We start from the raw sequence: 393 nt of genomic DNA, 5'->3' as shown, positions 1-393 counted from the left end.
CCCCTACCCAACAACACATAGTGTCGCTGCCGCAGCTTCGGTGCATGGTTTAGCCCCGTTACATCTTCCGCGCAGGCCGACTCGACCAGTGAGCTATTACGCTTTCTTTAAATGATGGCTGCTTCTAAGCCAACATCCTGGCTGTCTGGGCCTTCCCACATCGTTTCCCACTTAACCATGACTTTGGGACCTTAGCTGGCGGTCTGGGTTGTTTCCCTCTTCACGACGGACGTTAGCACCCGCCGTGTGTCTCCCGTGATAACATTCTCCGGTATTCGCAGTTTGCATCGGGTTGGTAAGTCGGGATGACCCCCTTGCCGAAACAGTGCTCTACCCCCGGAGATGAATTCACGAGGCGCTACCTAAATAGCTTTCGGGGAGAACCAGCTATCT

General features: G+C 54.5%; 1 rRNA gene. It reads right to left on the bottom strand.

Annotation, left to right across the window (positions count from 1 at the left end):
* Nucleotides 1-393 (bottom strand): 23S ribosomal RNA (locus HL666_RS33855); the annotation flags it as partial.

It is taken from the genome of Bradyrhizobium aeschynomenes (assembly GCF_013178945.1).
GTDB classification, from domain to species: Bacteria; Pseudomonadota; Alphaproteobacteria; order Rhizobiales; family Xanthobacteraceae; genus Bradyrhizobium; species Bradyrhizobium aeschynomenes.
This window is presented reverse-complemented; position numbering and strand designations above follow the sequence as displayed.